The organism is Anaerosacchariphilus hominis, assembly GCF_014290175.1.
GTDB lineage: Bacteria > Bacillota > Clostridia > Lachnospirales > Lachnospiraceae > Laedolimicola > Laedolimicola hominis.
Genome location: NZ_JACOOR010000007.1, coordinates 207,512 through 229,809 on the forward strand (window position 1 = coordinate 207,512; position 22,298 = coordinate 229,809).

The following is a 22,298-nucleotide window of genomic DNA, read 5'->3' on the forward strand; positions in this document are numbered from 1 at the left end:
CATTGTATCATAACTCCGGTTGTCGTTCTATACCGAATCGGAATCCTCATACGAAACTTCTGATAAAAGATTTTCAAGCCTTTGTTCTGCCATTTCCGGTTTCTTGGAATAGAGCCTTACAATATCTGCCATGTCATTAAAAGCATTAACAGTATGGGTGATCTCCCGGAGAAACATAATCTCGTTATATTCATCATTCGATTCAAACCCCATTACCTTTGCAATATCCGATTCATTCGTGCTGCCCTTGTAATTCTTGCAGGCAAACTGGAATGATTCCAGAAACAGGTTATATTGCTTTAACATTAACAGCAGTAAATCTTTTGAAAAAGCATCTTCCTTTTTATTAAGGTCGAAAGGTAACTGTTTGAGAATATCGCCCATTGCATCACGAATCTGTAATTCTTTCTTATCCGTAATATCGGTTTCGTATTCATCGGTTTCCCCCTTGAGCCATTCAATAGATACATGAAGTGCTTCCGAAAGACCTTCCAGCACCATCTTTTTGGTATTGTCAATCGAACCATTCTCATAACGCAGGATTGTGGAAGCGGTAACTCCCATCTTCTCTGCAACATAAGGCTGTGTCAGATTTAATTCCAGACGACGCTGTTTTGCCCTGCTGCCTATCAGCTTGCGTAGTTCTTTATCTTTCATGCTGATTGCCTCCTTTTTCGGTATGTATGAATTATAGCATGTACCTTACATAATTGCAATATGCAATTTAATGATTACTTTTAAAATTTCATAACGCTTGACAACGCAATATAAAACCGCTATACTAACAGCACAACAAAAATTGCATAATGCAATTTAACAGGAGGTGACAAGATGACGGAAAGAAAGATTGCATTATCCATCGAGGAAGCAGCCGACTATACAGGAATTGGAAGAAACACTTTGAGAAAGCTGGTTGAATGGAAGAAGCTTCCGGTATTAAAAGTCGGAAGAAAAGTCCTTATTAAAACTGACATTCTGGAAAAGTTCATGGAAGCCAACGAGGGGCGAGATCTGAGGGATAAAGGAAATGTAAAAGCTGTCACAAGAAATGTGGCAACTTAAAAAGGCGGCTTCCTACGAAACCGCCAAAGGTTCTATCAGACCGAAGCCATGATATACCTACACGCAAGAGGATTATACCATGTGCTTCTCCTGATATGCAACCGGGAACTGTTGTTTACCGGAAAAAGAAAGGATGAAGACGATATGGCGAAATCAACAAAGACTTATGAAGAAAGAATACGTGCATTAGAGAAAAAGGAACAGGAAAGCATTGAAGCTACAAAAAAGCTCATAGCACAGCGGAAGGAACTGGAAAAGAGAAAGAAAGTGGAAGAAAGTAAAAAACGAACCCACAGGCTCTGTCAGATTGGAGGAGCGGTGGAATCAGTTCTTGGCTGTCCGATTGAGGAGGAAGATTTACCAAAGTTGATAGGCTTCTTAAAAAGGCAGGAAACAAACGGGAAGTTTTTCTCAAAAGCGATGCAGAAAGAATTAGTTACAGACATGGAGGAAGTGTAATGGCGGAGGGAGTGGGTTTTCCATTCCCTTCATTGCCTTTGAATGAAGGGCGCACTTATGGACAACCAGAGGTCGTCCTTATAAGTTTGCCACAAGTGGCAACCGGTCTGCGCTTACGCTTGCCGGGCTCGTTCCGTCGGCGGGGCTTTCAGCCAGACCTGCTCATGCCGCAGGGGACACTCTTGCGCAGAGGGCGTTCCGACAGCTTCACTCCTGCCAAACCAGAAGAAGATGCTGTCGGAAATCAATGCCGGATACGGCAGAAAGGGGGAATCATAACATGGCGATATTTCATTTTACAGTAAAGATTGTCGGACGCAGTAAAGGAAAATCTGTCATATCCGCATCTGCATATCTTAACGGAGATGTGATGAAGAATGAGGAAACAGGCAGGATCAGCTACTATACTTCCAAAAAGGAAGTCGTCTACACCAGTCTGATGATGTGCGAAAATGCACCTCCTGAATGGCTGCATGTACCGGAAGAAAATATAAAAAGGTTTCAACTGTCTATCCGTTATAAAAGAGCGGATGATAAAGATGCCGCACTGGAAAAGTTTAAAATCACATTTCAGAAACAGCGGCTATGGAATGAGGTATTGAAGATAGAAAAAAATGCAGATGCACAGCTTGGACGCTCATTTGAATTTTCCCTGCCGAAAGAATGGAGCAGACAGGAACAGATTGATTATACAACGGAATATATTCAAAAGACTTTCGTGGATAAGGGAATGTGTGCCGACTGGAGCATACACGATAAGAATGATGGAAACCCGCATGTGCATTTACTTGTAACCATGCGACCGTTCAATCCAGACCATTCATGGGGCAGCAAAGAAGTTAAGGAATGGGATTTTGTCAGAGATACTGACGGAAATATCGTAGTTGATGAATCCCACCCGGACTGGTGGCAGGATAAGAAAAATCCTGACCGGCATGGAATCCGTATTCCGGTACTTGATGAAAACGGAGTACAGAAAGTCGGGGCAAGAAACCGAAAACAATGGAAACGGGTTCTGACCGATGCTACCGGCTGGAATAATCCAAAGAATTGTGAGTTATGGCGAAGCGAATGGGCTAGGATGTGTAACCGGCATTTATCCATAGACAATCAGATTGACCACCGCTCTTATGAAAGACAGGGCAAATTAAAAGTCCCTACGATTCATGAGGGTGCGGATGCAAGAAAGATTGAGGAAAAATATCTCACCGGACAGATAAGGAAAGGTTCATGGAAGGTTGAGGAAAACCAGATGATTAAAAAAACAAAATGCACTGCTGCAAAAGGTAATTGCAACCTTTGGTAAGGTATCCGGTGCATTGTCTATGTGGAGGGAGTGTTTGAATGACATTAGAAGAAAGCAAAGAAGTAATTCCCATGATGGAAGCAATGATTACACAGATAGAGGGACAACAGAATATCATGGCAGAGATGCTTCAGGAGATACAGGAAAAGGACGAGAAGCTGATGTGCTTTCAGGAGCAGGAAGAACGATTGCAGCAATTAGAGAAAGAATTATCAGAGCTGCTTCAAATCTTGCCGGATACAGAAGAACTGCTGATGCTTCTGGAAGAAAAGGCAGACCAGATACAGCGACTTACAGACGAGAATCAGCAATGGCAGGAATTAGCACAGAAATTAAACAGCGAGAACCGGCTATTGCAGAAACAGAACAGCGAATTGCTGACATTGAACAGCAGATAGAGAAAGCGAGGGATATAGATGATAGAATACGAAAACTCAAAGAGCAACGATCAACTGGAAGAATTGCTACTGCTGACGGAGCAGATGCAGGAAGAACTCGACCAGAAAGACCGGACTATCGAGGAACTGAAAGTGCAGCTCGACGAATCGCTGACCTTGAACGAGAGGTTAAACAGCGAGAACAGAGCAGGGAACATTCAAGCCTTAAAGAACGACTTGAGGAAAACAAAAGAATTATTGCAGAGCGAGAAAAAGAAAACGCACACCGCCCAAGCCATGATAGAGGAATGTCGAGATAAGCAGAGACAGGCAGAACATGAACGGGATTATGCACTCTCCCATCAGAAAAAAGTAGAGATACCGGTTGAAAAGCCGGTGCTCTATCAAAAGTGCGGGAATTGTAAACAGACAGCTTATCTGAAAGCTAAGGAAAGGTATGATACACAGAGAGAAAAACTGGCAGGCAGATATAAAGCAAAAACAGCTATATATGAAGCATTGATGTTTCTGCTGATATGGTATTCCGTATCAACTACTCTTTTTCAGATGATACGGTCAAAAATATTTATTTCTGATTGCGTGGTATTCTTTGATACAATCGCCACTTTTATACAGAACATTGCAGGATTGACTATACTGGCAGGGAAGAATGTGGCACAAGTTAGCAATGGAATATCCAATCCTGTCGTTGCCGGAATTATATACTGGATGATAAGAATACTGATTTCCGGTGGATGTCTGGTGGGTGTGGGAATACTTTTGGCATTCATCGAAATAAAGATTGTAGGTCTATATAAGAAATACTGTTGGGACAGTATTACCATAATGGTAATACTTATAAGCATGGCAACAGCTATCTACTTTGGGAAGTGGATAAAGACAACATTGCCAATCAATCTGCTATTTCTTTTATTATTCGTGCAACTGGTATATGTTGGAATCAGGTGGTATGTAAGGGGATGGCGAGAAACAAGGGGATATCATTAAAACAAAAATACCGATATTTTATTGGTACTATATGTCTTTATTTTCGTGCTAATATATATTATCATATTAGCACGAGGAGTGTAAGCATGGAACTGGAAATAGAGCATTTAAGCAAGCAGTTCAAAGACAAAACAGCAGTAAATGATATCAATCTGCAAAGGCGGGCGGGGCTGTCAACGGCGGCGCGTATGGCGCCGTTCATCTTGACCGTTGACTGGCTCGGCTGGCTTTGCTATTGCCTTGTAGTAAATACAAATAGAAATGATTGCTGTAATCACTTCCGTGACCCAAAACGCATTCCAGACGCCAACGGCCCCGAAAAACCTGCTGAGTAAAAACGCGGCCGGGATGATGACTACTACATACCGGCAAAGGGAAATCAGTAATGAAGGAGTGCCTTTTCCAAGTCCCTCCAATGCGCCGGAAGATGTAACGGAAACCGCAGAAACGATAAACCCAGCACCGATGATACGCAGAGCCGTTTCCCCGGCTTGAATCGTCGCTTCTGTGTGGGTAAACAGCCCCATAAGCTGGCCGGGGATCAGAAGGCATATCACTGTTCCAAGTACCATAATGATACCGCTCATGCACAAGACAATCTTATAAATCTGACTGACCCTTTTGTTCTCGCCCGCGCCGTAGTTATAGCCGATCAGGGGGCGCATCCCCTGCACAATGCCATTCGCCGGCAGATAGATGAAAGTCTGTAATTTGTAATAGATTCCCAAAACCAAAATATACACTTCGGAAAATGCTACTAAAATAGCATTGAGCGCCGAAATCAAAAGAGACGGAAGTGCAAGATTCAAGGTGGCAGGAATGCCGATTGAATATAGCTTCAATACCATTCCTTTGCCGGGCAGAATGTACTGCCTGCGAATATGTACGCGGATTGGCCGCACAAAATAAACGACCAGATAAATTGCCAGCGTCAGAGTTTGCCCGATACCGGTTGCCAGCGCAGCGCCTTCGATTCCCATTGCCGGGAATAAGCCATAGCCAAAAATCAGAACGGGGTCTAAGACAATGTTTGTGATGCACCCGCACATCAGGCTTATCATGGTTGTTTTCATGTTTCCTACTGCCTGGAATATTTTCTCGAATGTTACACCAACAATGATAATCAATGTAAAAGCGAACGCAACAACAGAATAGCGGACGCCAAGTTCAATCACTGTCTCGGATGAAGTGAACATTCCTAAAAAAGCCGGCATCATTGCGATACAGCAGACTGTCATGACAACGCCATGAATCACGGCAAGCACAAGTCCCTGCGTTGCAGCCTGATCCGCTTTCCTGTTATCTCTAGCGCCCAGATAGAAGGCGATGACTGCGTTGATTCCAACGCCAAATCCAATTCCGACAGCATTGATGAAATTTTGAACCGGGTAAACCAGTGATAACGCCGTCATAGCTTCCTCGCTAATCTGTGCGACGAAAAAGCTGTCGATAATGTTGTATAGAGAATTAACCAGCATGGATAAAACCATAGGCAGGGTCATGGATAAAATCAGCGGTAATACCGGTTTTTCTTTCATAAAAGTTTCATTCATTCGTGATTGCCTCCGGTGTTTCTTTTCTTGTCATAAAACAGATCGGATCTTTTCGGAAGCCAAAGGGTTCATAAAACTGTTCAGCCTCTTCCGTGATCAGCATTCCCAGCAGGGAACGGTATGTGTCTTCTGCCGTAATCGCCTTTAGGAGAGAGGCGCCCACACCCCTGTGCCGGAAATCTGCATCCACAACAACATCACAAATATAATACTGGGTGGCATAGTCTGTTATCACTCTTGCAAATCCGATTTGTTTTCCGTCGGCGGTATAGGCTCCATAGCAGATAGAGTGTTTCCATGACTCCATAATTGCTTCTTTCTTTCTGTTGCATGCCCATACGGTCTGTGATAGAAGGCGAAGTACGGTTTCTGTTTGCAGAGCATCTAGCCCTTTTTTAATATGTATTTCCATATCGTCTCTCCTTTTCCTGTTCTTACTGTGTTTTTGTACCGCTGCAAAGCGTTTCTTTTTTTCTGCCTGCTCGGAAGATCAGAAGCGCCAGAACGAATGTTGCCGTTTCTGTGACAGGGAAGGACAGCCAGATCCCTGTAATCTTCAGGAGTTTTTCCAGCCCCCACATGAATGAAATGAGCAGCAGAAACTGACGCAGTAGCTGGATCAGCATACTTGGAAAGACCTGTTCTGTTGCCTGAAGATAGGTGGAGATCATGGTAGACCATCCGCAGAACAGGTAGCTGACCGCCATAATCCGCATAGCGGATATTCCAAAGGAACGCATGGATTCCGACGCCGTAAATAATCCCAAAAGCTGCGCCGGAAAGAGGATGACGGTCAATGTTCCCAGTATCATCATACCGGAGACCAAAGCGGTTCCGTAGCGGAAAGCAGAGTGCAGCCTATCTCTGTTTCCCGCACCGTAGTTAAACCGCATAATAGGAAGACAGCCCTGGATCAGCCCGTTGACCGTCATGACAATCAACTGCTGCACCTTAAAATACGCACCGAAGAAAGCGATTGCCGTATCGGAATAGGCGACCAGAAAAAAGTTTACAAAAGTCACCATAAAAGAACTAAGGGCATTCATAATAAAAGACGGCAGTCCAAGGGTGAAAATACGGCCAATCAGCCACTTTTGCAAATGAAATCCTTTGATCTTTATCCGCACTTTCTGCTTTTTGCCCAGCAGCAAGGCAAATGCCAAAATCATGGATAACAAATAGCCCGCAACAGTAGCCACCGCAGCGCCACGGATTCCCATAGCCGGAAAAACACCAATACCAAAAATTAGGAGTGGGTCGAATACAAAATTAACGACCACTCCTGCAATCTGGAAGCACATGGGAGCAACCATGTTCCCGGTAGCCTGTATCATCTTCTGGATTGCGATATGCGCCATGTTAGGAATTTGCATGAACGAACATACGCTCATATAGGCCATACTCAACTGATAAATTTCTTCATTATTGGTGAATGCTCCAAAGTAGGGTTTCATAATCAGTAATGACAGAAGATTGAGCAAAGCACCAATTCCAAAGGCCAGTAACAATCCATGTGTGACGGTGGTATTTGCCTCATCCTGCTTTTTCTCCCCAAGATACCCTGCAATCAGTACATTCACGCCGACACCGATCCAGATAGACGCCGCATTCATCAGTGTTGTAATCGGGAATGACAGAGAAACAGCCGTTAGTGCATTCTCACTCAACCGCGCTATAAACGCACTGTCTATCAGATTATAGGAATATTGCAGGAACATGGAGATTAGCGGCGGTATCGACATTTGCCAAATGAGCCTTCCAACAGGAGCAACCGCCATTTTATTATTGGTCTGCATACTTTCCCTCCTCTCCACAAATTGTCCGGCGCAAAAAAATTGCGCCGGACAGCGGGACATTAAATCCGAACAATATAGTTTTGTTTGCGTGCAGCGGGATGACCGGCTTCCTGGGCCGGATAACCCAATGCAATCGCCCCGACGCCACGCAAGGTTTCCGGTAGCTTCCACTCCCGCAGGAGAGCCTTGCCGCTTTCACTGTCAAAAATCTCACGTTCCCGATGTACCCATACGGTTCCCAGGCCAAGGGCATGGGCAGCGAGCATCATATTTTCAAGGACGCAGCTTCCGTCCTCAACAAAGGTGTTTGCGGAGCCATCTGCCAAAACCAGGATCACGACAGGTGCGCCATAATAAGGGTCTGTGTTGCTCCCCATCACTTCTGCGTTTAGTTTTGCAATCTCCTTCCTATATTTTGGGTCCGTAATTGCAATGATGGTTGGAGATTGATGTCCTCCGCCGGTAGGAGCGTAAGTCCCTGCTTCCAGTACAGCGTCCAAAGCCTCGGAGGGGACAAACTCTGATTTATAAGCCCTTACACTGCGGCGCGTCTTGATCAGAGATAAGAAGTTGTTTTCCATAAAAAATCATCCTCCATTCTGTCAACATTTCCGAGATGCAGGCAACAAAAAAGCCACACAACTATCACTAGACAGTTGTGTGGCAAAAAGATGACCGAATCCGGAAAAGTCCACTCAAATTTTACGGTTATTATTATAGCGAACTTTCAGGAGACCGTCAAGCATCAATCATTACGGAATTGTGGAGGCTGTCTATTGCTTTTTTGTGTTACTTTATGGCACATGAGCATCATTTGAAGGTATTAACCGTCCAAACGAAGATGGCACGGTTACAGAATTAGACGGCTTGGCAGCTATCAAGTACAAACAAGATTTATATAAAACATCCGCTGGTGAAGTGACCCCGGATAGGATTAAATCGGCTTTGGAAACTTATCAAAGCTGCGTTCGAGAATATGGGCCAGTCGAGGAAGAGGGCCTTCCTCTGGCTGTAAATATTGAAAAAATCGTCCCGATCCGTCCCTTGCTGAAAGGTCTGTCCGAAGCGTTTGCTGATCCATTAACAGGCATTGGTGCTGATTTAATGGATATTGACCCGAATGACATTGACGGAGCCTATTATGAAAAGTGCGCAGAAGATTTACAGGATGTCATGCGAAATGAGCAAAGAGAAGACGAAACCGCACAGCAGAAAGCTCTTGAAAAATATTCAGAACTTGATACGCCTTTTTATCTTCATTCTGGAATTTCTAAAGATGCATTTGATTATATTGAGTTTTATATTTTGTTCCTTGCTATTTTGTGCGTGGCAACCGCAGCTCCTACTTTTGCCGGAGAATATCAAACGGGCGGTGACAGCATCCTGCGAACTACCAAATACGGGCGTAACCAATTAGCAATTACAAAAATTCTGGCGGCATTTACACTTTTCGTTGTTACTTTCCTTGTCGGGATCACGGTACACATTCTGATTTTAGATGCAGCGTTCGGGACGGATTGCTTAAAAACATCGTTTCAGATGCTATACTCTATCATTAACCTGCCAAACATCAATCTGGGGCAGTTGCAGATAATTCTCGCAGCAGCGGGCTTGATTTCTGTATTAGCAACGGTTAGCTGTACGTTGTTACTGTCTGCAAAATGTAAAGACACATTGACAGTTTTGCTGATCTCTATTGTAGTTCTTCTCATGCCGCTTTTTGCTTATGTGCGATGGGAGCAACATGGCTCTCTACCATACTTCCATTTGCTGGAATTGGTATGCAGAACAATTTCCTTTATCAGCTTGCAAATTTCAATTATCTGAATATCGGTGGAATGAGTTTCTGGACACCGCATGTTATTTTGATTTCGGCAGGAATTGAATTATTTGTGTTTACATTCTTGGCGATTCATTCCTATTGCAGACATCAGGTAGCATAAAAGAAGTTCAAAATAGAATGAATTGATTATCTGTCGCACGACGGCAAAAGAAAAAAAGCCGTCGTACAGCAGACATATTTTCACGCGCTTATGAAACGGCGGCTTTGATTTTCAGAGCCGCCGTTTCTTTGCGTTTACACAAACCTATAATGAATCTTCCGGAAATATTGTGGTTAATAGCGATTTAAACTGTTGTATTTGTTTAAAAATTAAAAAATGTCTAATGAGTCTTCCGCATCTACCCACATCTGCAAATTTCCATCAAGATATAATTTCGCATATTCAAGAGGTTCATCAATGGCGAGTGCGTTTAATGCACAGTCTGATCCTGGTGTGGTTTTTAAGTTCTTTTCAGCTTCCCAACAGTCAATGCGGAGCATATAGCCAACAGAGGTGTAAACATCAATACTGTTGCGCTTGGGAGTGTATTCTGCAAATATTGTTCTCATCGTATCAAATCTCCTTATCGTTAAATCAATCATTTGTTGCAAAAATCAGAAGCATTTCAATCAGTTCACCATGCCACTTTTATTTTGTGTTATACTGTTTTATATAATTTTCTTGCCCTTGTTTTTGCCCTTATTAGAGTTCGTAAACACTGGTGGGACGATATAACACAAGGGAAACAATAAGGGAAAGCTCACCTGCGATAAACTTTGTGTTTTCAAGGGATTGAGAGATATTTGATAATAAAATATAACAGTTACTAAATTCCTTGGAATATATGAAATCTCAATTCCAGTTTGAGGAGGGACTTTACATGAAAAGGAGTATATCAAAGATTATCGGTTTGACAATGTTGATTATAGCTATTGTATTTATAATGTTTGCATTGAATCATCCAGAAAAGAGTTTCCCTTGGAGTAATACAATTACTTGGTTACTGTATGGTGTATATTTTCTTGTGACAGTAGTGCTGCTTATTGCTCCTAAGATAAAGAAGTGAAAAATTCCAGCTTTTAAAAGAAAAAATCAGAAATTTGGCGAAGGAGTGTGAATGGATGAAAAAGAAAATGATTCTATCAATAGCGTTTCTGATCAGTTTATTACCAATGTTATTTAACCAATATGGTGGATTAAAAGGTGTACAGGAAATTACCGGCTTGATAAATCTGCTCAATCCTATTGGAATGGTGTCTGTCATTTTGTTTGTTTTAGGAGTATGGTTTCCCTTCAAGAAGCGAGGTATTAGTAAAGGTTTAGGCGCATTAGGCACGATTGGGATCGTGGTCTCCGAAATATATAAATTTCTCACCTGGCATACATTGACTGTCACCGGTGAAGTCAGTTTACAGAATAGCATTCGATTAGCATTCCCCGAGTTTTACATAGGATTGACCATTTCTTTGGTAATGGTGATTGCTTATTTTGTGATTGACAAGTAAACTTGGCATAAAGATAACTTCCAGTTTTTGAAACTGAGAAATCGGAATTTACTTTTACTTAGACATACAAACTGTTGACAGTAAAACTCCTATATAGTATTATTTGATAAAATACTATATAGGAGTTTTTGTGTGAAAATGAATGGCGGATTTCTTGTTACCAAAATAAAACAACTTGGAGATCGAATCTTTGAGAAGATTCTCAGCGAAAAGAATATTGATGCGTTTAACGGAGCCCAAGGGCGTATTCTTTATGTACTGTGGCAGGAAGATGGAATCTCAATCAGGTCACTCTCGATTAAATGTGGATTAGCGATAACTTCTCTTACTACGATGCTGGAAAGAATGGAAAATCAAGGGCTGATAAGACGTGTTCAGTCTGAAGCGGACAAAAGGAAAACACTCCTGTTTCTGACTGAAAAAGCACATGCCTTAAAGGACAAATACGATTCTGTATCTGATAAAATGGGCAGTATTTACTACAAAGGTTTTTCGGAGGAAGAAATTACCCAGTTTGAGGAATGCCTCGACCGTATCAGAAAGAATCTTGAGGAGTGGCAGAAATCATGAGTATTTGTATCAAAGATCAGATTCAAAACATGAATATCGTCATCGGATGTACAGTGGGGTGTGCATATTGCTATGCCCGCAATAATGTGAAACGCTGGCATATGATTGATGACTTTGCTGACCCTGAATTCTTTCCGGGTAAGCTCAAGATGATGGAAAAGAAACGTCCGCAGAACTTTCTTCTTACCGGCATGAGCGATCTTTCCGGCTGGAAGTCAGAATGGAGAGACGAGGTATTTGAAAAAATCCGTGAAAATCCACAGCATCAGTTCCTGTTCCTTACAAAGCGACCAGATCTGCTGGATTTTGATACAGATTTGGAAAACGCATGGTTTGGTGTTACGGTGACGAGAAAAGCAGAACTGTGGCGTATTGACGCACTACGGGAAAATGTCAGAGCAAAACACTATCATGTTACCTTTGAGCCGCTATTCGACAATCCAGGTTCAGTTGATCTTTCCGGGATCAACTGGATCGTTGTCGGCACCATGACTGGAGTTCAGAGCAGGAAGGTTCATACGGAGCCGGAGTGGGCATGGTCTCTGACAGATCAGGCGCATATGCTTGACATTCCGGTATTTATGAAGGAAGATCTTGTCCCTATCATAGGGAATGAAAATATGATTCAGGAAATGCCGGATGAATTCAATAAAGTGTTGGAGGTACAGAGTTTATGGCAGAAGTAATAAATGGAATCCTCATTAATGAGGCGGAAACAAAGAACATCATGACCAAGTCCAGTCTGCCTGTAGGCGGTTACTCGGTCAATCCATATGTAGGCTGTACACACGCCTGCAAGTATTACTATGCTTCTTTTATGAAGCGCTTTACCGGACACAAGGAGGAATGGGGCACTTTCCTTGATGTGAAGCATTGGCCGGAAATTAAGAATCCGAAGAAATATGCCGGACAGCGGGTGGTCATCGGTTCTGTGACAGATGGCTACAATCCACAGGAGGAGCAATTCGGGAATACCAGAAAACTTCTGGAGCAGCTGATCGGCAGTGACGCAGATATTCTGATCTGCACAAAGTCGGATCTTGTGGTACGAGATATTGATCTGCTGAAGAAGCTTGGACGAGTAACCGTTTCATGGTCGATCAACACACTAGATGAAAATTTCAAGAACGATATGGACTCTGCTTCTAGCATTGAGCGCCGTATCGCTGCTATGAAGCAGGTATATGAAGCAGGTATCCGTACAGTCTGTTTCGTATCTCCGGTATTCCCCGGTATCACGAATTTTGAAGCAATCTTTGAGCGGGTAAAGGATCAGTGCGATCTGTTCTGGCTCGAAAATCTTAATCTTCGAGGCGGTTTCAAAAAGACAATTATGGATTATATCGCCGGAAAATATCCTGATCTTGTACCACTTTACGACGAGATCTATAACAAGCATAACCGCAGCTACTTTGAAGCACTTGAAGTAAAAGCTGAGGAAATGGCTAAGAAGTATGATTGTCCCTTTGTGGATAATGAAATGCCTTATGGCAGAGTCCCGCAGGGACATCCGGTGATCGTAGATTATTTCTATCATGAGGAAATCCGAGGGACAGAGAATACAGGAAAAAGAAATCGTTAATCTAAACGAAAATTAAACTGATGATGGTGGTGAGATTTATTTATCGCCATTTGAAATCGAGAAGTTCTTGTTTGAAAAATAGAGAAATTGTAAAATTGAAGAAAAAAGAAATGCACAGTTCTTAGCTTATCGGGAGCTGTGCATTTTTGTAAATAAATACTTTTAATTAGCCGATTACGGCGTCCTCTGCTGTAAAATGTTCCAGAGAATTTTCTTTTACCTGAATGCAGATATAAGTAATTCCGGAAATATCGGATGCAAAAAACTGACGCTTTGCAGCAGGTGCGATTTTTAGCCAGTCTCCAGTTGAAAGGCTGATTTCTTCTCCATCAATTATGGCTTTGCCGTTACCTGAAAGAATTCCATAGATTTCTTCATTTTCTTTATGAGAATGAACAAATGGGACATTTGCTCCTGCAGGTAGTTCGTTTAAACTGATTTCTGCACCTGTTAAAGACAACTTTTCATGCAGTTCAATTCGGTTTTCCTTTCCAATAGTTGTTTTTGTGTAATTTGTCATAATAATACCTCCATAGTTGATTTGTAGTTTCTGGTTGCTTGGTATTAGTATAGTGTGAGACACATACAAAAACAAGTACGCACCTTTTTGTAACTGTACACTCAAAATTGAATGTGTTACAATAGACTCGGAGGTGAGAATTATGCGAGCAAAAGAAGAATTACCGGAATGCCCAGTTGCAACAGCGGTATCTCTCATCGGAGGAAAATGGAAACTGCTGATTTTGCGTAACTTGAAAGAGCGCCCATGGAGATTCAATGAGCTACAACGAAGTATAGATGGTATTTCACAAAAGGTTTTGACAGATAGTTTAAGATAAATGATGAGTGATGGACTGGCATATCGCCACGATTACCATGAGCAGCCACCGAGAGTCGAATACGGATTAACGGAACTCGGAACAAAAATGCTTCCAATTGTTAATTCACTTGCTGACTTTGGTAACTACTATAAATCACTTATTGAACAGAATTAAGTACGTTAGTATTTGAAAAGCTCGAACAATCGGAATTTGAAAGGAGTGTTTTCAATGGCAAGCAAGAAAGTCGAAATGTATGCTAAAAAACGATATGAATTAGATGAAATCAAAAATAAAATCAAAGAAGAATTTGATAAACGTAAGTTCTCCGATGTGGAATTCAAAGACGAAATTATACGTGAATTGGGAGACACCAAAACACTACTATTAATTTTTGAAAACTGGTTTTTACGAACAAGAAGTTATGCCAGTTTAGTAATTATGTTATCCGAGTATCAGGGGTATCAGAGTGCAGATATTATTGCCACTGGTGGTAAAGAAGCTTTCTTTTCTTTTGGTGCAGAAGGTGACTTTGCAAAGTTTGGAGAAGATGCTTTGAAGAATTTAGGCTTTCAAGGAAAAGTTAGATAAATTCAAGTTTACAGAACTGAATCAAAAGAGCTCGAAGGAGCTCTTTTTCCTTTTTTATAATAGTATCATTATGGTATAATAGAGACATTAAAATCGGAATTTATCAGAAAATGAGGAATAGTTGAAATGGAGGCGCTATAATAACATGAAGATTGAAGGGAACCAGAAAGAACTGGATGCAATGGTAGAATTTCATAAGGGAAACCGTGTCGAGGGGCTGAGACTGCAAGAAGAATTTGCAGCGGAATTTCGTAAGGAGTATAAAGACAAAGCTCACTGTCCTTGCCTGAAAGCCTGTCGTTATCACGGAAACTGTAAGGAATGTGTAGCAATCCACAGAGCGCATCAGGAACATGTTCCTAATTGTATGCGACCATTGATTAATAAAAAATTGAAATTGATGTCAGAATTAACAGAGCATACCTTGGCAAATGAAATAGAAGCTCCACATGAGATTTTAAGAAAATAGGCAAGTCAAATTCCAATTTGTCGGGAAGTTGCAGAGAGCGTAAAATCGGAATATTGCTGCTATCAATATTTGAAAAATTGTGCTGATTTAACAGAAGTTTTTATAGGAGACACGAATGTGATAACAGAAATAATTTTTTCGGATTATTATAGAACATTTTTATTGTGTATATTATCTATTGGGGTTGTTTTTTTATGCGAAATGCAAGTATAAGAAAAAAAGTACTTGCATTAGCAGGATACGAATTTATTGTATTTTTACTTTTTCTTTGGATATTTATTGTATGCATAATTTTTACTGAATTTGATTATGAATCAATAATAGCTATTGTGCAATGGGAATTAAAGTGGATACTTTATTTTACAATAAGTATAATATTGCAGTTTGCAATGTACTATTTTTTCTGGAAAAAAAGTAAAATATTAAAGATAGTGACTTTACTATTTAGTCTTATTATTGTTATTGTCCCATTGCATGTATTTGATTTTACTTGAAATAACAAAATAAAAAAATGAAATCCGACAAATGCAAACTATAAAACAAATAGAGCAAACATAATCAGTTTATTTATATGCGTAATATTGTACAGACTTATGTGTATTGTATGAAAGAACGATAAAATTCAAGTTTGACGGAGTAATGGATATGAAAATCAGAGAAGTGAATGAAAATAAAAAGCAGTTTATATCATTATTGCTATTAGCTGATGAACAGGAGAGCATGGTTGATCGCTATCTTGAAAAAGGTAATATGTATGTACTTGAAGATGGTAATGTAAAAGCTGAATGTGTTGTCACCGATGAAGGTAACGAAATACTTGAAATCAAGAATATCGCAGTCGATCCGGAAAATCAAGGAAAGGGCTATGGGAAAGCACTAATTGATTTTCTTGCCAGTAAATATGCAGATGAATATTCTGTTTTGCAAGTTGGAACAGGTGACAGTCCGTTGACCGTACCATTTTATGAAAAATGCGGATTTGTCCGTTCTCATAATATTCCGAATTTCTTTACGGACAATTATGACCACCCAATTTATGAGTGTGGTGTACAGTTAAGAGATATGGTATATTTGCAAAGATGTTTATAACTTTCAGTCTGTAAGTGTAATCAGCCCCTTTCCGGTGCCAAAACGGTGCCAAAATTTGTTTTTACTGCTTAACCTCTTTCTTTGCCCGTATAGATAACAAGTTCACTTTTTATACCATTCAGCTCAATGATATTTTCAGAATCCGATGTATCAAACCGATCTGTCGGTTGTCCATTTTTCTTATAAAAAATGTTTGTTCCAATTCCTTTTGTAACTGCTGTAAATACACTGTTTTCAGGAATATGGATTCTTGATGTTGCTGATATCTGGTTGATATCAACTTCACCATTTAATGAATTGCATAATACTTCCATGTCAAGATTACAGTTTATTTCGACTGTACCAGAAACATCATCTAAGGTAACGTGCGATGTCTTTACATCTAGCTCGATACTGTCACATTTAAGGGAGTGAATTTCCACAGTTTCCGTATTAACAGCACATTCAATCTGACCAATATATGGAGAAGGAATCTGTACAAAGATGCTGACAGCCTCTTTAGCAGTTGCTTCCGTAACGCCATTCATCCGTTTTACATCTACATCAATTCGCTTTCTGATGTCATCTATTTTGATTTTAAAATCATTCTGTAGTGTGGGGAGCGTATCAGATACCAGACGGATCCGAATTTTCTCACCTTTGTATCCGCATAATACGAATCGCTTTGCTCCACCGAATTTCATATCATAGCGCTTGGGTTCATCAATATCATATTCTGTTACACTTTCAAAGAGATGCTCTGAATTCTTTTGAGATGCTTTTTCATTAGAAAGCAATTCATCAATAGAAATATCAAACAATGATGAAATTGACTTAATATTTTCAAGGTCGGGAATACCGGTGTCTGTTTCCCATTTTGTGACAGCCTGTCTTGATACACCAAGCTTTTCTGCTAATTGTTCCTGTGACATACTTGCTTGTTTGCGTAAGGATTTTAACTTTTCTGCAAATGTCATGTTCTGTGACCTCCTCTGTAAATGATAGTACTTATAACAATTTAATTCATCATAAAGCAATGGTGATGATTAATTTTAGTATAGAAAAGAGTAATTTTTACTACAAGCAAGCAGGGATTGCATTTCAACTATTTCTGCTACTTTGCGTGGCATTTCCGATTTTTCTATGATTTCATGGTAAATATATATTAACACACTCTTTATAATGTCAGGACATATGTTTTTCATATGGAGAAAAATCTTATGAAAAAACTACTATTATTTTGTGTTATACTATTTTATATGATTTTCTTGGTTTCTGTTGTCGCTACGGTCGGCGCAAAGCGGACATCCATCGGATGTCCTGCACCCTTGTATTTGCCCTTATCAGAGTTTGTAAACACTGACGGGACAATATAACACAAGGGAAACAATAAGGAAAAGCTTACCTGCGACCAATCCAGTGTTTTCAATGGTTTGCGGAGAACTTGATAACAAAATATAACAGTTAAATTTCTTAAAACGGGTGAAATCTCAATCGAAATTTGACAAAGGAGTGTGATTATATGGGTAAAGCGATTTTGGCAGCAATCGTTACATTGATTGTTGGTTATTTATAGCAATTCAACTTTTTAATGCAGCAGCGGTGAATTGCATATCGCAAAGATGCCGTTTGAATGTTGCACTAATTTCTTGACTTGCGATAAAATTTGCGATAAACGATTTTTGGAAGGAATATAATCATGTCGAAAGATGAATATTTGATCACAGATCCACCCCTTAAAGCGCTGACTGTTTTTGCGATGCCGATGATCCTTGGCAGCTTTTTTCAACAAGTATACAATATGGCCGATTCCATAATAGTTGGTCAATTTGTTGGCTCCTCGGCACTTGCGGCTGTTGGTGCTTGTGCTGCACTGACCAATGTTTTTATTTGTGTGGCGCTTGGTGCTGGTGTGGGCGCAGGTGTGCTTGTAAGCCGCTATTTTGGTGCAAAAAATTATGGTAAAATGAAAACCATTGTGTCAACGTCCCTGATCAGCTTTCTGATCTTAAGCGTTGTCCTTGGTGTCTTTGGCTTTTGCTTTTCTCATTTCATGATGAGCGGATTACAGACCCCTGCCGATATATTGGAAGAAGCAGTATTGTATCTGCGTGTCTACTTTGTGGGTTTCCCGTTTCTATTCATGTACAACATTCTTTCCACCATGTTCACTTCCATCGGTGAATCCAAAATTCCGTTGGGACTGCTGATATTCTCATCTATCCTGAATATTTTTATGGATCTCTGGATGGTGGCTGGTCTTGGTCTGGGGGTGTTTGGTGTAGCCCTTGCGACCTTGATCGCACAAGGAATTTCTGCCGTGTTTTCGTTTTTGCTCTTTCTGTCTCGGATGCGGCAATACAAGAGCTCCTTTAGCAGGTTCGACCGGCAGGAGCTGTATTCCATGCTTCGCATTGCGGTACCATCGGTTTTGCAGCAGTCCACAGTGTCTATCGGTATGATGATCGTGCAGGCAGTGGTAAATCCCTTCGGCACACAGGCACTTGCCGGGTATGCGGCAACGATGCGGGTAGAAAATGTTTTTTCGCTGATCTTCGTATCCATCGGCAATGCAGTTTCGCCGTTTGTATCCCAGAATCTTGGCGCAAAGAAAATTGAGCGTATCAAAAAAGGCTACCATGTTGCACTGGTGCTGGATCTGTGCTTTGCAGTTCTTGCTTTCGTGGTCATTGAAACACTGCACACACAGATTTCCTCGTTGTTCTTGGGAAAAGACGGAACCGCGTTGGCCTATCAGGTGTCCGGTGATTATATGAGATGGCTTGGTTACTTTTTCATCTTCATGGGCATCAAGATGGCAACCGATGGCGTTCTTCGCGGACTTGGAATCATGCGGCCGTTTCTTATTGCAAATATGGTAAACCTTGCAATCCGCTTGTCTGTTGCTTTGATTTGTGCACCGCGTTTTGGCATTGCTTTTGTTTGGCTTGCAGTCCCGGCAGGTTGGCTTGCAAACTTCCTTATTTCCTATGCGGCGCTCAGAAGATCGTGGCCAGAGGATAAAGCAGCGGTATCTCAATGATTTCATGCAGTGGAGAGGTGCTTTGTTCTGACGGGTTTCACTTACAGAGAATGTGACGCGAGAAAAATTCGCCGGTGTTCCGTGTGATGATAAAAATAGACCCCGGCAAGTGATATGTACCCCCAATACTGGACACTCAGTATTGGGGGGTATTTTTATGAAATACAGTTATGAGTACAAAAAGCAATGCGTGGAATTGTATTGACAAGGGAAATGGCCAGAAATACCAGTGCAAATGGTTGGACGGAGATAACGAGTAAAGGCAACCAGCCTAAGGATTAAGCCACCTTGCCCAAACGGAATAAAAATCCCCAGTAGCTGCAACTACTGGGGATTTTGTTGCCCTTACGGACTACTCACTACTTTTTGCCTATGCATATAATAGCATATATGCTAGACAATTTCAAGTGTTCCCTTTTTTAACTTTTGACAAACGATATTAAAAAAGAATTAAGTTTTTGGTTAAAAAATAGTATGGTATAATGAATCCAACATAAAAAAGATAGATGAGCGAAAGAAATATAACGAAAACGCTATTTGTAAAGCATATGGAAAAGGAATGATGCTTATGCCAATCCCGTTTGTTCTGGGAGGAATCATAGATATTCAGTATTAGGGAATTGGGTGTTTAATTGCATGGGTAATATGGTTTATTATGTTTATCCTATTGCTTATGGACAGACAGAAAAGAGAAAGCTTGTAGTAGAATAGGGGTGTGCAAATCGGAATTTGTGGAACTGGAAACTTGGATTATATGAGGAGAGGTGAATAGAGGATGTTTGATCCAATGAGTATTATAGTTCCAATCGTGTTTATTATTGTGATTGGTATTATTATTTTTTCTTTGGGACAGGGATTTGTTACGTGGAATAAGAATAATCAGTCACCCAAATTAACTGTGTCAGCTATTATTGTTGCGAAGAGAGAAAACATTACACATCATCAATATGCAAATGCAGGTGATGTGAGTGGAGCACATGGATTCTATACTACAACAAATACGATGTATTATGTGACATTTCAGATGGAAAGCGGAGATAGAATGGAGTTTCAGGTGTCTGGAATAGAATATGGAATGCTTGCAGAAGGAGATACAGGGGAACTGACTTTTCAAGGAACGAGATATTTGGCGTTTGAACGGTAACTTCTTGTTTGAAAAATTGAGAAAACGTAATATTGAACAAAAAAGAAATGCACAGTTCTTAGCTTATCGTGAACTGTGCATTTTTGTAAATAAATACTTTTAATTAGCCGATTACAGCATCCTCTGCTGTAAAATGTTCCAGAGAATTTTCTTTTACCTGAATGCAGATATAAGTAATTCCAGAAATATCGGATGCAAAAAACTGACGCTTTGCAGCAGGTGCGATTTTTAGCCAGTCTCCAGTTGAAAGACTGATTTCTTCTCCATCAATTATTGCTTTGCCGTTACCTGAAAGAATTCCATAGATTTCTTCGTTTTCTTTATGAGAATGAATAAATGGGACATTTGCTCCTGCAGGTAGTTCGTTTAAACTGATTTCTGCACCTGTTAAAGACAACTTTTCATGCAGCTCAATTCGGTTTTCCTTTCCAATAGTTGTTTTTGTGTAATTTACCATGATAATACCTCCATAGTTAATTTGTAGTTTCCGATTGCTTGGTATTAGTATAGTGTAAGGCACATACAAAAACAAGTACGCACCTTTTTGTAACTGTACACTCAAAAATGAATGTGTTACAATAGACTCGGAGGTGAGAATTATGCGAACAAAAGAAGAATTGCCGGAATGCCCAGTTGCAACAGCAGTATCTCTTATCGGAGGAAAATGGAAACTGCTGATTTTGCGTAACTTGAAAGAGCGCCCATGGAGATTCAATGAGCTACAACGAAGTATAGATGGTATTTCACAAAAGGTTTTGACAGATAGTTTAAGACAAATGATGAGTGATGGGCTGGCATATCGCCACGATTACCATGAGCAGCCACCGAGAGTTGAATACGGCTTAACGGAACTCGGAACAAAAATGCTTCCAATTGTTAATTCACTTGCTGACTTTGGTAACTACTATAAATCAATTATTGAACAGAATTAAGGACGTTAGTATTTGAAAAGCTTGAATAATTTAAGTTTGTAGATGTGATTAGTATGGGCAACTTGTTAATCAGGTAAAATTATGCTAAGCTAAAAATAAATATTGGAACTTATTTTATATAAAGGGGTCAATACTGAATATGAAATATCATTTACCGGATCGAATAGTAGAGGAACTGTGTTCTTTTGCGCAAAAGTATGCTGTTACGAAAATCGTACTGTTTGGCTCCCGCGCACGGGGTACGAGCACAGAAAGAAGCGATGTCGATATCGCAGTATACGGTGGAGATTTTGATAGCTTTTATTGGGATGTAAAGGAAAATATACATTCGCTCCTGATGATTGATGTGGTACAGGCGGATGTATCAATTTCCAATGAATTAAAAAAAGAAATAGAGAAGGATGGCGTAGTGATTTATGAAAAAGCTTGATAACTTCATAAACTGTCTGGCGGTATTAGCAAATGCTGATTTTAAGTTGGCGGAAACAAATGATATATATCGAACAGGAATTATTGGACAATTTAATCTTACTTTTGAACTTGCAAGGAAAGCCTTACAGGAAATTATGAGAATGCATGGCATAGAAGAAGCTTCGACCGGATCGCCGCGTGAAATTCTGCAACTTGCTTATAAAATAGGATTTATCAGTGATTCGGAAGTATAGCTGCTTATGCTAAAAAAGAGAAATACTTCTGTCCATATATACAATGAAGATGAAGTGGACGAAATGATTCTGTTGATACGTGATAGTTTTATTCCTGCTTTTACCGCTCTTAAAGATACGTTGGTGAAGAAGCTGGATGAAGCGGAAAGTAGCTGGATGTAAGAGGCTATCACAGGAAAGAAAACTGATGAAGAGTATTGCGTTGAGTAAAGAAATGTTTGGTCTGCCGGAAAAAGAGGAACGTGTAGCTACACATTTCATTCGATAAAATGAAAGTGATATTGATAAATTCTCAGGACCGGTTTTGCAGTAAAATAGAGACTTATAGGACAAAACGTGTTGATAGAAAGTACTGTGAGCTCTTGAAAATAAAGGGTTTGCAGGCATTTAATCTTTCTTAAAATTAGAACCATGGAGGGAAGGTTAAATGAATCAAGTAAATTGTCCTATTTGTGGTAAAAAATGTGTTAAATCAGGAAAGACAAAAGCCGGTTCGCAACGTTGGTTTTGTAAGGGCTGCAAAACAT

Annotated in this window: 29 protein-coding genes and 2 pseudogenes; 22 read left to right on the forward strand and 9 right to left on the reverse strand. The window is 40.4% G+C overall.

Annotated features, from left to right (window positions below; all coding sequences use genetic code 11):
* Window positions 1-27: 27 nt before the first annotated feature.
* The gene (locus H8S44_RS12965; protein WP_186873837.1) at window positions 28-657 is read right to left on the reverse strand and encodes a helix-turn-helix domain-containing protein; all 630 of its coding nucleotides are present in this window, start codon (window positions 655-657) and stop codon (window positions 28-30) included.
* Window positions 658-831: 174 nt separating this feature from the next.
* Here H8S44_RS12965 and H8S44_RS12970 point away from each other — a divergent pair, with 174 nt between their 5' ends.
* The 5 genes and pseudogenes from H8S44_RS12970 (at window position 832) to H8S44_RS12990 (ending at window position 4,212) form a co-directional block, all read left to right on the forward strand.
* Window positions 832-1,062, forward strand: a complete 231-nt coding sequence (locus H8S44_RS12970) for a helix-turn-helix domain-containing protein (protein WP_003505382.1) — start codon at window positions 832-834, stop codon at window positions 1,060-1,062.
* A 144-nt stretch (window positions 1,063-1,206) separates the two neighbouring features.
* Window positions 1,207-1,521, forward strand: a complete 315-nt coding sequence (locus H8S44_RS12975; protein WP_186873838.1) for a relaxasome subunit MobC — start codon at window positions 1,207-1,209, stop codon at window positions 1,519-1,521.
* A complete protein-coding gene (locus tag H8S44_RS12980; RefSeq protein WP_118049357.1) occupies window positions 1,521-1,826 on the forward strand; it encodes a hypothetical protein in 306 nt (101 codons plus the stop codon). The genes H8S44_RS12975 and H8S44_RS12980 overlap by 1 nt, the downstream gene beginning before the upstream one ends.
* Window positions 1,802-3,524 (forward strand): annotated as a pseudogene (locus tag H8S44_RS12985) (MobA/MobL family protein). The gene H8S44_RS12980 and the pseudogene H8S44_RS12985 overlap by 25 nt, the downstream one beginning before the upstream one ends.
* Window positions 3,502-4,212, forward strand: a complete 711-nt coding sequence (locus H8S44_RS12990; RefSeq protein ID WP_186873839.1) for a DUF6040 family protein — start codon at window positions 3,502-3,504, stop codon at window positions 4,210-4,212. Before H8S44_RS12985 ends, H8S44_RS12990 begins: the two are co-directional and overlap by 23 nt.
* 173 nt (window positions 4,213-4,385) lie before the next feature.
* Here the strand turns inward: H8S44_RS12990 and H8S44_RS12995 are convergent, their stop codons facing one another.
* Genes H8S44_RS12995 through H8S44_RS13010 form a run of 4 tightly spaced genes read right to left on the reverse strand, consistent with a single transcriptional unit; the run spans window position 4,386 to window position 8,142 of the window.
* Window positions 4,386-5,765: an MATE family efflux transporter gene (locus H8S44_RS12995; RefSeq protein WP_117767819.1), complete on the reverse strand. Its 1,380-nt coding sequence runs from the start codon at window positions 5,763-5,765 to the stop codon at window positions 4,386-4,388.
* Window positions 5,758-6,177, reverse strand: a complete 420-nt coding sequence (locus tag H8S44_RS13000; protein ID WP_117496007.1) for a GNAT family N-acetyltransferase — start codon at window positions 6,175-6,177, stop codon at window positions 5,758-5,760. The genes H8S44_RS12995 and H8S44_RS13000 overlap by 8 nt, the downstream gene beginning before the upstream one ends.
* Before the next feature lie 22 nt (window positions 6,178-6,199).
* Complete coding sequence (locus H8S44_RS13005; RefSeq protein WP_117767820.1) at window positions 6,200-7,561, reverse strand: MATE family efflux transporter; 1,362 nt, start codon at window positions 7,559-7,561, stop codon at window positions 6,200-6,202.
* Between the two features lie 59 nt (window positions 7,562-7,620).
* Complete coding sequence (locus H8S44_RS13010; protein ID WP_117767821.1) at window positions 7,621-8,142, reverse strand: nitroreductase family protein; 522 nt, start codon at window positions 8,140-8,142, stop codon at window positions 7,621-7,623.
* A 286-nt stretch (window positions 8,143-8,428) separates the two neighbouring features.
* Between H8S44_RS13010 and H8S44_RS13015 the strand changes: the two genes are divergently transcribed.
* A complete protein-coding gene (locus H8S44_RS13015; protein ID WP_243167608.1) occupies window positions 8,429-9,388 on the forward strand; it encodes an ABC transporter permease subunit in 960 nt (319 codons plus the stop codon).
* Between the two features lie 325 nt (window positions 9,389-9,713).
* Here the strand turns inward: H8S44_RS13015 and H8S44_RS13020 are convergent, their stop codons facing one another.
* Window positions 9,714-9,953, reverse strand: a complete 240-nt coding sequence (locus H8S44_RS13020) for a DUF6061 family protein (protein ID WP_055197850.1) — start codon at window positions 9,951-9,953, stop codon at window positions 9,714-9,716.
* Window positions 9,954-10,264: 311 nt separating this feature from the next.
* On the opposite strand from H8S44_RS13020, the gene H8S44_RS13025 reads away from it, so the two are divergent.
* The 5 genes from H8S44_RS13025 to H8S44_RS13045 all read left to right on the forward strand — a co-directional run bounded on the left by H8S44_RS13025 (window position 10,265) and on the right by H8S44_RS13045 (window position 13,041).
* Window positions 10,265-10,450, forward strand: coding sequence for a hypothetical protein (locus H8S44_RS13025; protein ID WP_186873840.1), 186 nt, complete (start codon window positions 10,265-10,267; stop codon window positions 10,448-10,450).
* 55 nt (window positions 10,451-10,505) lie between these two features.
* Entirely contained in the window at window positions 10,506-10,889 is a 384-nt protein-coding gene (locus H8S44_RS13030; RefSeq protein ID WP_003864124.1) for a hypothetical protein, read from the forward strand.
* A 132-nt stretch (window positions 10,890-11,021) separates the two neighbouring features.
* Complete coding sequence (locus H8S44_RS13035; protein WP_186873841.1) at window positions 11,022-11,459, forward strand: radical SAM mobile pair system MarR family transcriptional regulator; 438 nt, start codon at window positions 11,022-11,024, stop codon at window positions 11,457-11,459.
* Window positions 11,456-12,145 (forward strand): radical SAM mobile pair protein A, encoded by a 690-nt coding sequence (locus tag H8S44_RS13040; protein ID WP_186873842.1) that lies wholly within the window; start codon window positions 11,456-11,458, stop codon window positions 12,143-12,145. Before H8S44_RS13035 ends, H8S44_RS13040 begins: the two co-directional genes overlap by 4 nt.
* Window positions 12,133-13,041, forward strand: coding sequence for a radical SAM mobile pair protein B (locus H8S44_RS13045; protein WP_186873843.1), 909 nt, complete (start codon window positions 12,133-12,135; stop codon window positions 13,039-13,041). Before H8S44_RS13040 ends, H8S44_RS13045 begins: the two co-directional genes overlap by 13 nt.
* Before the next feature lie 166 nt (window positions 13,042-13,207).
* Here H8S44_RS13045 and H8S44_RS13050 read toward each other — a convergent pair whose 3' ends face one another.
* On the reverse strand, window positions 13,208-13,561 hold the full coding sequence (locus H8S44_RS13050) for a cupin domain-containing protein (RefSeq protein WP_117495883.1): 354 nt from the start codon (window positions 13,559-13,561) through the stop codon (window positions 13,208-13,210).
* A 142-nt stretch (window positions 13,562-13,703) separates the two neighbouring features.
* Here H8S44_RS13050 and H8S44_RS13055 point away from each other — a divergent pair.
* From H8S44_RS13055 to H8S44_RS13070, 4 genes and pseudogenes are all read left to right on the forward strand, one after another.
* A pseudogene (locus H8S44_RS13055) lies at window positions 13,704-14,036 on the forward strand (winged helix-turn-helix transcriptional regulator).
* Window positions 14,037-14,090: 54 nt separating this feature from the next.
* Window positions 14,091-14,450: a DUF6054 family protein gene (locus tag H8S44_RS13060; RefSeq protein WP_186873844.1), complete on the forward strand. Its 360-nt coding sequence runs from the start codon at window positions 14,091-14,093 to the stop codon at window positions 14,448-14,450.
* Between the two features lie 145 nt (window positions 14,451-14,595).
* The gene (locus H8S44_RS13065; RefSeq protein ID WP_186873845.1) at window positions 14,596-14,919 is read left to right on the forward strand and encodes an LPS biosynthesis protein; all 324 of its coding nucleotides are present in this window, start codon (window positions 14,596-14,598) and stop codon (window positions 14,917-14,919) included.
* A gap of 639 nt (window positions 14,920-15,558) precedes the next feature.
* Window positions 15,559-16,008, forward strand: a complete 450-nt coding sequence (locus H8S44_RS13070; protein ID WP_456298170.1) for a GNAT family N-acetyltransferase — start codon at window positions 15,559-15,561, stop codon at window positions 16,006-16,008.
* Window positions 16,009-16,076: 68 nt separating this feature from the next.
* Here the strand turns inward: H8S44_RS13070 and H8S44_RS13075 are convergent, their stop codons facing one another.
* Entirely contained in the window at window positions 16,077-16,964 is an 888-nt protein-coding gene (locus tag H8S44_RS13075) for a helix-turn-helix transcriptional regulator (RefSeq protein WP_186873847.1), read from the reverse strand.
* 722 nt (window positions 16,965-17,686) lie between these two features.
* Here H8S44_RS13075 and H8S44_RS13080 point away from each other — a divergent pair.
* Together H8S44_RS13080 and H8S44_RS13085 are read left to right on the forward strand one after the other, a co-directional pair.
* On the forward strand, window positions 17,687-19,030 hold the full coding sequence (locus H8S44_RS13080) for an MATE family efflux transporter (protein WP_186873848.1): 1,344 nt from the start codon (window positions 17,687-17,689) through the stop codon (window positions 19,028-19,030).
* Between the two features lie 775 nt (window positions 19,031-19,805).
* On the forward strand, window positions 19,806-20,174 hold the full coding sequence (locus H8S44_RS13085; protein ID WP_158365200.1) for a DUF2500 domain-containing protein: 369 nt from the start codon (window positions 19,806-19,808) through the stop codon (window positions 20,172-20,174).
* A 103-nt stretch (window positions 20,175-20,277) separates the two neighbouring features.
* On the opposite strand, the gene H8S44_RS13090 is transcribed toward H8S44_RS13085, so the two are convergent.
* The gene (locus H8S44_RS13090) at window positions 20,278-20,631 is read right to left on the reverse strand and encodes a cupin domain-containing protein (protein WP_158365201.1); all 354 of its coding nucleotides are present in this window, start codon (window positions 20,629-20,631) and stop codon (window positions 20,278-20,280) included.
* A gap of 142 nt (window positions 20,632-20,773) precedes the next feature.
* Between H8S44_RS13090 and H8S44_RS13095 the strand changes: the two genes are divergently transcribed.
* The 5 genes from H8S44_RS13095 to H8S44_RS17030 all read left to right on the forward strand — a co-directional run.
* Window positions 20,774-21,106 (forward strand): winged helix-turn-helix transcriptional regulator, encoded by a 333-nt coding sequence (locus H8S44_RS13095; RefSeq protein ID WP_117855337.1) that lies wholly within the window; start codon window positions 20,774-20,776, stop codon window positions 21,104-21,106.
* Between the two features lie 139 nt (window positions 21,107-21,245).
* Window positions 21,246-21,536 (forward strand): nucleotidyltransferase family protein, encoded by a 291-nt coding sequence (locus tag H8S44_RS13100; RefSeq protein WP_186873849.1) that lies wholly within the window; start codon window positions 21,246-21,248, stop codon window positions 21,534-21,536.
* Window positions 21,523-21,771 (forward strand): nucleotidyltransferase substrate binding protein, encoded by a 249-nt coding sequence (locus tag H8S44_RS16480; RefSeq protein ID WP_243167609.1) that lies wholly within the window; start codon window positions 21,523-21,525, stop codon window positions 21,769-21,771. The genes H8S44_RS13100 and H8S44_RS16480 overlap by 14 nt, the downstream gene beginning before the upstream one ends.
* 6 nt (window positions 21,772-21,777) lie before the next feature.
* Entirely contained in the window at window positions 21,778-21,933 is a 156-nt protein-coding gene (locus tag H8S44_RS16485; protein ID WP_243167611.1) for a nucleotidyltransferase substrate binding protein, read from the forward strand.
* A 265-nt stretch (window positions 21,934-22,198) separates the two neighbouring features.
* Window positions 22,199-22,298, forward strand: a 100-nt coding sequence (locus tag H8S44_RS17030; RefSeq protein ID WP_456298171.1) for a transposase-like zinc-binding domain-containing protein, incomplete at its 3' end; no start/stop codon positions are given.

Coding starts and splice junctions, on each gene's coding strand:
- H8S44_RS12965 (WP_186873837.1), bottom strand. CDS start 657: ATGAAAGATAAAGAACTACGCAAGCTGATAGGCAGCAGGGCAAAACAG.
- H8S44_RS12970 (WP_003505382.1), top strand. CDS start 832: ATGACGGAAAGAAAGATTGCATTATCCATCGAGGAAGCAGCCGACTAT.
- H8S44_RS12975 (WP_186873838.1), top strand. CDS start 1,207: ATGGCGAAATCAACAAAGACTTATGAAGAAAGAATACGTGCATTAGAG.
- H8S44_RS12980 (WP_118049357.1), top strand. CDS start 1,521: ATGGCGGAGGGAGTGGGTTTTCCATTCCCTTCATTGCCTTTGAATGAA.
- H8S44_RS12990 (WP_186873839.1), top strand. CDS start 3,502: ATGATAGAGGAATGTCGAGATAAGCAGAGACAGGCAGAACATGAACGG.
- H8S44_RS12995 (WP_117767819.1), bottom strand. CDS start 5,765: ATGAATGAAACTTTTATGAAAGAAAAACCGGTATTACCGCTGATTTTA.
- H8S44_RS13000 (WP_117496007.1), bottom strand. CDS start 6,177: ATGGAAATACATATTAAAAAAGGGCTAGATGCTCTGCAAACAGAAACC.
- H8S44_RS13005 (WP_117767820.1), bottom strand. CDS start 7,561: ATGCAGACCAATAATAAAATGGCGGTTGCTCCTGTTGGAAGGCTCATT.
- H8S44_RS13010 (WP_117767821.1), bottom strand. CDS start 8,142: ATGGAAAACAACTTCTTATCTCTGATCAAGACGCGCCGCAGTGTAAGG.
- H8S44_RS13020 (WP_055197850.1), bottom strand. CDS start 9,953: ATGAGAACAATATTTGCAGAATACACTCCCAAGCGCAACAGTATTGAT.
- H8S44_RS13025 (WP_186873840.1), top strand. CDS start 10,265: ATGAAAAGGAGTATATCAAAGATTATCGGTTTGACAATGTTGATTATA.
- H8S44_RS13030 (WP_003864124.1), top strand. CDS start 10,506: ATGAAAAAGAAAATGATTCTATCAATAGCGTTTCTGATCAGTTTATTA.
- H8S44_RS13040 (WP_186873842.1), top strand. CDS start 11,456: ATGAGTATTTGTATCAAAGATCAGATTCAAAACATGAATATCGTCATC.
- H8S44_RS13045 (WP_186873843.1), top strand. CDS start 12,133: ATGGCAGAAGTAATAAATGGAATCCTCATTAATGAGGCGGAAACAAAG.
- H8S44_RS13050 (WP_117495883.1), bottom strand. CDS start 13,561: ATGACAAATTACACAAAAACAACTATTGGAAAGGAAAACCGAATTGAA.
- H8S44_RS13060 (WP_186873844.1), top strand. CDS start 14,091: ATGGCAAGCAAGAAAGTCGAAATGTATGCTAAAAAACGATATGAATTA.
- H8S44_RS13065 (WP_186873845.1), top strand. CDS start 14,596: ATGAAGATTGAAGGGAACCAGAAAGAACTGGATGCAATGGTAGAATTT.
- H8S44_RS13070 (WP_456298170.1), top strand. CDS start 15,559: ATGGATATGAAAATCAGAGAAGTGAATGAAAATAAAAAGCAGTTTATA.
- H8S44_RS13075 (WP_186873847.1), bottom strand. CDS start 16,964: ATGACATTTGCAGAAAAGTTAAAATCCTTACGCAAACAAGCAAGTATG.
- H8S44_RS13080 (WP_186873848.1), top strand. CDS start 17,687: ATGTCGAAAGATGAATATTTGATCACAGATCCACCCCTTAAAGCGCTG.
- H8S44_RS13085 (WP_158365200.1), top strand. CDS start 19,806: ATGTTTGATCCAATGAGTATTATAGTTCCAATCGTGTTTATTATTGTG.
- H8S44_RS13090 (WP_158365201.1), bottom strand. CDS start 20,631: ATGGTAAATTACACAAAAACAACTATTGGAAAGGAAAACCGAATTGAG.
- H8S44_RS13095 (WP_117855337.1), top strand. CDS start 20,774: ATGCGAACAAAAGAAGAATTGCCGGAATGCCCAGTTGCAACAGCAGTA.
- H8S44_RS13100 (WP_186873849.1), top strand. CDS start 21,246: ATGAAATATCATTTACCGGATCGAATAGTAGAGGAACTGTGTTCTTTT.
- H8S44_RS16480 (WP_243167609.1), top strand. CDS start 21,523: ATGAAAAAGCTTGATAACTTCATAAACTGTCTGGCGGTATTAGCAAAT.
- H8S44_RS16485 (WP_243167611.1), top strand. CDS start 21,778: ATGCTAAAAAAGAGAAATACTTCTGTCCATATATACAATGAAGATGAA.